Here is a 5,821-nt window from a genome sequence, read left to right on the forward strand (position 1 = left end):
CTCGACCGCCAGGTCCCAGTGCTCGACGAGGTTGGCGCACCAGTCGCGCAGGGTCATGGCGTAGTGCTGGCGCAGGTTTTCCTCGTGGATCACCTCGAAGCCGGCGTTCTCGGCCTCCAGGTGCACGGTGCCGGCGCCGGCGAGCTCGCCGTCGGGGAAGATGTAGCGGTCGATGAACTGACCGGCCTTGACCTTGCCCACGTTGTCCGGCCGGGTAATGCAGTGGTTGAGCAGGATGCCGCCGGGCTTGAGGTAGCTGTACAGCTTGCTGAAATAGGCCTGGTAGTTCTTGCGGCCGATGTGCTCGGTGATGCCGATAGAGGAGATCGCGTCGAAATCGCGCTCGGGCACGTCGCGGTAGTCCTGCAGCCGCACCTCAGCGAGATCGCCGAGTCCCTCGGCCTCGATCGCGGCCCGACCCCACTCGACCTGCTCCTTGGACAGCGTCACGCCGATCACGCGCACACCCCGCCGCGCGGCGTAGCGGACCATCCCGGCCCACCCGCAACCCACGTCGAGCAGCCGGTCGCCGGCCTTGAGGCCGAGCTTGTCGAACACCAGCCGGTACTTGTTCTCCTGCGCGTCCTCGAGCGAGGTGTCCAGCTCGGGGTAGCAGGCGCACGTGTAGGTCATGGACGGCCCGAGCACCCACTCGTAGAAGCGGTTCGACACGTCGTAGTGGTAGCTCACCACCTCCGAGTCGCGCTCCTTGGAATGGCGCCGCAGTCCGCTGGCCACCCGCTTCCAGGCCGGCGGCACCTCCTGCTTGGGCACGGGCGGCACGGTGACGTTCTCGAGCCCGATCGACCGCGCGATCCGCAGCAGGGTCCGCGCGTCGGGCGTGCGGGTCATGAACTTGCGGAACACCTCGAGGGCGCCGAAGACGTTCCGCGGGGCGCCGGGGTGCACGCCCTCGACCTCGAGTTCGCCCATGAGGTAGGCGCGCGCGAGTCCGAGGTCGCCGGGCGCGGTGACGAAGTACTGCAGCGCCTTCTCGCTCTTCAGGCGGAGAACCAGGTCGCTGTCGGCGGGACCGATCGCGGACCCGTCGTAGGCCTCGATCCGCAGCGGCGGCTCACCGGTCGCGAAGGCACCGATGATCTCGCCGATCGTCATCTTGCCCGTGGGCATGGTGCGTGTCGATGTCATCGTGCTCCAACCGCCTTGTCGTACAGGGTCGCGAACCGACCGTCGGGATCAAATTCTGACTTCAGTCGTGCGGCGTGGTCGCCGCCGTACAGCTGGGCGAACTCCTCGCGGGAGTAGAAGGCCTCCGAGTACAGGGACTTGTGGCCACCGAGCCCGGAGATCTTCTCCTCGATGCGCCGATTCCAGGCCCCCACGTCCATGCCGGGCTCTATAGGTGCAGAGGACCAGAATCCGATGTTGACGTAGGTCGTGTCGGGGGCCAGCGGGTAGAGGGGCCACGGCCGGACCGAGTCAGGCTCCCCGCTGGGGCCGGGCACGGGCGCGCCGTCCGGCCCGGTCGCCGGGGTGGTCTCGCGCAGCCGCAGCGGGCAGATCCACAGCGGCTCGATCGGCACCTCGCGCAGGAACCATTCGAGGAACTCGGCGGCGCGGTCGATGGTCACCTCGACGTCCTGGACGACGCGCTCGCGCGGGCCCTCGCCCTTGAGCGCGCCGATCTTGTTGCCCAGGTCGTAGCGGTGATCGAGTCCGATGATCTTCCAGTACGCCGACGAGCGGAGCAGGTGCTGCGGCCAGAACCGGCGGATCCTGGGGTTCTGGGTGCCGAACGCGCGCGAGCACCAGAACCAGTCGGTGTCCCAGCGCCACAGGTAGTCGCGGATGGTCAGGCGGTCCCGCGTGATCGAGCCCTCGGGCCCGCCGTGCTGGATCGACCGGTAGTAGATGGCCTGCTTGTCGGTCGCGCCGGTGTAGTCCGACGTGGGACCGGGCTCATCCGTGCGCCGCCCCAGGCAGAGGTATGACTCGTCGGCGGAGAAGATCACGCCGTCAAGAAAGTCCACGACACCGGAATCGTCCGAGCCGTGGGCGGCGCCATCGCCCGCCGGTGCGCCGCTGACGGCGTTGTCGTCGTCGTACCTCCCCTCCGCGGCGACCCGCTCGAGCGCCGCGGTGAGCGCGGCGATGGAGGTGAAACGCACGTGGCGCACCTCGACGTAGCGCTTGACCGGCTCGAGGGCGATGCGCAGCCGCACCGCGTAGCCCAGCGAACCGTAGGAGTTGGGGAAGCCGCGGAACAGGGCGCGTTCACGCGCGGTGCCGTCGGGACGCGCGGTGACGATCTCGCCGGTGCCGGTGAGCACGTCCATCTCGAGCACGGACTCGTGCGGCAGCCCCAGGCGGAAGGAGGTGGACTCGATACCCAGCCCGGTCACGGCGCCGCCGAGGGTGATGGTCTTGAGCTGCGGCACGACATACGGCATGAGGCCGTGGGCGAGCGTGGCGTCGACCAGGTCCTCGTAGGTGCACATGCCCTGCACGTCGGCGGTGCGGGCGTCCGGATCGACCGAGATGACGCGCGTGAGGCCGGTGGTATCGAGACCGGGCGACGACGACGAGGCCCGCGGTCGGAAGAGGTTGGACGTCTTCTTGGCCAGACGTACAGGTTCTCCCTCCGGCACGGCCTGGAAGCTATCGATCAGACGTTGCACCCCTTCCGCGTGGCGGGCGATACCCACCTCGAGGGGGTCAACGACAGGCACGGCAGTTCCCATGGGACCGAGCCTAGTGTCGGTCGCGGGGCAGCGTGACCGATCAGAACAGCCTCCCCCTGCCCGCGAAACGTCACGATTGTGACACTTCTCTCACCTGGCGGCCTGGTTCCGGCCATGCGACGGCCGGGGGTGACGTAGCGTCTGCGACACCGAGCACACGCCCGGGCGGATTTCCGCAGGACACACCCCCTCGAGGAGTCTTCATGTCACCCCTTCACCACGGCAACCGGTCCCGGCGTCGAACGCTGGCCGTCGCAGCGGGAATGGCCGCGTTGGCCCTGTCCCTGAGCGCCTGCAGCGGCGACAGTGACGATGCCGATGCGGCGGTCGATTCCGCCACGAGTGCCGTCGCCTCCGCTGCCGACGAGGCCACCAGCGCCGCGGCCTCGGCCGCCGCCGACGCCACCAGCGCCGTGAGCGATGTCGGGGACCACGACGATCACGACGACCACGATCACGAGGGTCACGACCACGGCGATCATGACGACGACGATCACCCCGACGCCGACCGCGAGTACCTGGACTCGCTCCGCGCGAACGGCGTGACCGTCCACGACGATGTCGACTTCCTCGTCCGCGGCCACGACGCGTGCCGCGACCTCGAGGACGGCAACAGCTCCGACGAGGTGGTGGCCAAGTACTACGAGGCGCACCCGGAGGCCCCCGAGGACGAGGGCGCCACGGTGGTCGAGGCGGCGGTCGGCGCGTTCTGCCCCGACTACGCGCCCGCGCTGAACAACTGATCCGGTCGGCTCCAGCCCGGCCTGACCGCCACCGGGCGAGTCAGGCCGGCGGGTAGCCGAGCACGATCACCTCAGTCGAGCCCGACCGGGCCGGGAGCCATCAGATCCCGGCCCGGTCGAGTGCTTCCGCGGTGAGTCGACGGCCGAGGGCGATCATCTCCTCGGCCTTGTGGAAGTCGAACGCCGTGCACGAGTCGGACGGCACCTCGACCATCACGTCCGGGCGGTTCCCGGCCATCCGGTACGCCGTGATGATGCTCTCCATCACCTCGATCGAGTGGATCACCACGTCGAAGATCCGCAGCGTACCCGGCAGGGTGGCCTCGACCTGTTCGTCCGACTCGACCTCCGCCTCGCCCCTCGCCACTGATTCCTCGACCTCGGCCGAAGGCTCACCGGCGGCGTCTGCGGCAGCGTTTGCGGCCGCGACCGTGGCGGAGTCTGCGCTGCTCACCGTGTCCGCATCGGAGGCCGCCGCAGCGACCGCCACCGTCGCGGCGTCCGGAGTGCCGGTGGTGGCGTTGTCGTCGTCGTCAGAATTTTCTCGGCCAGCACCGACGTGGTCGGCGTGGACGTTCTCGGACTCGGCGTAGCCCTGGCCCCACCGCGCGGCGATCAGTCGCACCAGGTCGGCGTCGCGGACATCGGCGGCCGCGGTCTTGATCCGCCCGGTGAGTTTCGCGGTGGTCTTGGCCGCGCCCGAGCCGCCCTTGCGCGCGGACTTGGCATCGCCCTTGGCGCCGTCGTCGGAGTCCTGCCCCTGCAAGACCGTGGACACGCGCATCCCGGAGCGGCGGCCGGTCAGGGACACCGCCAGCAGCAGATCGCTCTCGACGGGCGCCAGCGGTTCGAGCGGCACCGGGTTGGTCACGCCACCGTCGATGATCAGTCGCCCGCCGACCAGCGCGGGGGTGACGACGCTCGGGATCGCGAACGAGGCCCGCACCGCGACATCCGCGGGGCCACTGTTGAACCACACTTCGCGGCGGGCCTTGAGGTCCGTGCCCACCGCCGTGAACGGCAGCTGCATGTCCTCGATACGGATGTCGTCGAGCATCTCGCCGATCACCGACATGATCTTGTTGGCGCGGATCGCGCCGCCGCCGGCGAAGGACGGGTCGAGCAGTCGCAGGACGTCGCGCTGGGACAGTCCCCGGACCCATTCCTCGAAATTGTCGAGCTTGCCGGACGCGTACAGCGACCCCACCACCGCGCCCATCGACGCGCCCGAGACCCCCACGACCTCATGCCCGCGGGCCTCGAGCTCACGGATCACCCCGATGTGCGCATAGCCGCGCGCGCCGCCCGAACCCAGCGCCAACGCAATCCTCATCCGGCGCCCCTTTCTGCGTTGTGACCTGCGATAGCCGTCTCCAGTGTGCACCGGCGGCGGCGCCGTGGGTGGCTCGTCGGGCCGAACGTGTCGGACCCGACATCTATCGTCTTCCCCACATCGACCACCTGTTCGATGTAGGGCCGCGGGCCCCTCACGAAGTGCCACGACAATCCTCAAGGAGCAACCATGAACAACGCCACGCTGGCCACCATCGACCCCACGATGCTGAAGATCGCCGCCACCATTGACCGTTACGGGATCAACATCGTCCACGTCGGCGGTGGCTGCGACTGCGCGGACTGTCGCCCTGCGCCGATGCCGGTGGATCAGCAGTTCGGGTACACGATCGGCCTCACCGACAGGGGCCACCCCGAACTCCTGCTGCGGGGTCTCGGCTCCAGAGCAACGGCGGCGACACTCAACAGGTGGGGTGCCGTGGTCCTGGACGGCGAGACGTTCGACGCCGGCCACCTCCTGTGCGAGGGCCCCCGCGGCACCACCTGGGAACTCGTGCCGGTGCGGCGCCCCTCACGCACCCTGCGGTGTGCAGCCTCCTACTACCGGACCGCCGGGGCGGGCCGCGCAACGCGGCCTGACGGGGTGTCGGCGTTGGAGTTGATCCCGGCCAGGCGTCCGTGCGCGTGCGGGAGCTGTAGCTGACGCACCCGGGGCGCGGGCGCCGTCGTAGGGTCTAACCATGCCCCGCCCCCACCTGCGACTGGACGCGAACTCCCCGACGATCATCGTGCCGCTCACGGCCTCGGACCTGTCGGGGCTCGAGCTCGATGCCGCCGCTGTGGCGGCCGCGCCTGCCGGTGTGGCCGCCGAGTGGCGGGTCGACCTGTACGAGCCGTTCACCGCCGGCAGCGGGCTCGATCCCGCCCCGGCGGTCGCAGCCCTGGAGCGACTGGCGGCGCTCCTGCCGGACACCGCGCTCCTGGTGACGTTCCGCACCACCGCGGAGGGCGGAACGGCCGAGATCAGCGGACCGGCCTACCTCGCGTTGCTCGACGCCGTTGCGGCCACCGGCCTGGCCTGCG

Annotated in this window: 6 protein-coding genes; 3 read left to right on the forward strand and 3 right to left on the reverse strand. The window is 69.7% G+C overall.

Annotated features, from left to right (window positions below):
- Together G6016_RS16300 and G6016_RS16305 are read right to left on the reverse strand one after the other, a co-directional pair.
- Positions 1–1,149: class I SAM-dependent methyltransferase (locus tag G6016_RS16300; RefSeq protein ID WP_241730395.1), on the reverse strand; the 1,149-nt coding region annotated here is incomplete at its 3' end.
- On the reverse strand, positions 1,146–2,702 hold the full coding sequence (locus tag G6016_RS16305) for an FAD-binding oxidoreductase (RefSeq protein ID WP_182633646.1): 1,557 nt from the start codon (positions 2,700–2,702) through the stop codon (positions 1,146–1,148). The genes G6016_RS16305 and G6016_RS16300, both read right to left, overlap by 4 nt.
- 203 nt (positions 2,703–2,905) lie before the next feature.
- Here G6016_RS16305 and G6016_RS16310 point away from each other — a divergent pair, with 203 nt between their 5' ends.
- Positions 2,906–3,445: a DUF732 domain-containing protein gene (locus G6016_RS16310; RefSeq protein ID WP_182633647.1), complete on the forward strand. Its 540-nt coding sequence runs from the start codon at positions 2,906–2,908 to the stop codon at positions 3,443–3,445.
- 100 nt (positions 3,446–3,545) lie between these two features.
- Here the strand turns inward: G6016_RS16310 and G6016_RS16315 are convergent, their stop codons facing one another.
- Positions 3,546–4,778, reverse strand: coding sequence for a patatin-like phospholipase family protein (locus G6016_RS16315; protein ID WP_182633648.1), 1,233 nt, complete (start codon positions 4,776–4,778; stop codon positions 3,546–3,548).
- Positions 4,779–4,967: 189 nt separating this feature from the next.
- Here G6016_RS16315 and G6016_RS16320 point away from each other — a divergent pair, with 189 nt between their 5' ends.
- Both G6016_RS16320 and G6016_RS17420 read left to right on the forward strand, forming a co-directional pair.
- Positions 4,968–5,441, forward strand: a complete 474-nt coding sequence (locus G6016_RS16320) for a DUF4262 domain-containing protein (RefSeq protein WP_182633649.1) — start codon at positions 4,968–4,970, stop codon at positions 5,439–5,441.
- 37 nt (positions 5,442–5,478) lie between these two features.
- Positions 5,479–5,821, forward strand: a 343-nt coding sequence (locus G6016_RS17420) for a type I 3-dehydroquinate dehydratase (RefSeq protein WP_241730396.1), incomplete at its 3' end; no start/stop codon positions are given.

The sequence above is a fragment of the Dietzia aerolata genome (assembly GCF_014144865.1).
GTDB classification, from domain to species: Bacteria; Actinomycetota; Actinomycetes; order Mycobacteriales; family Mycobacteriaceae; genus Dietzia; species Dietzia aerolata.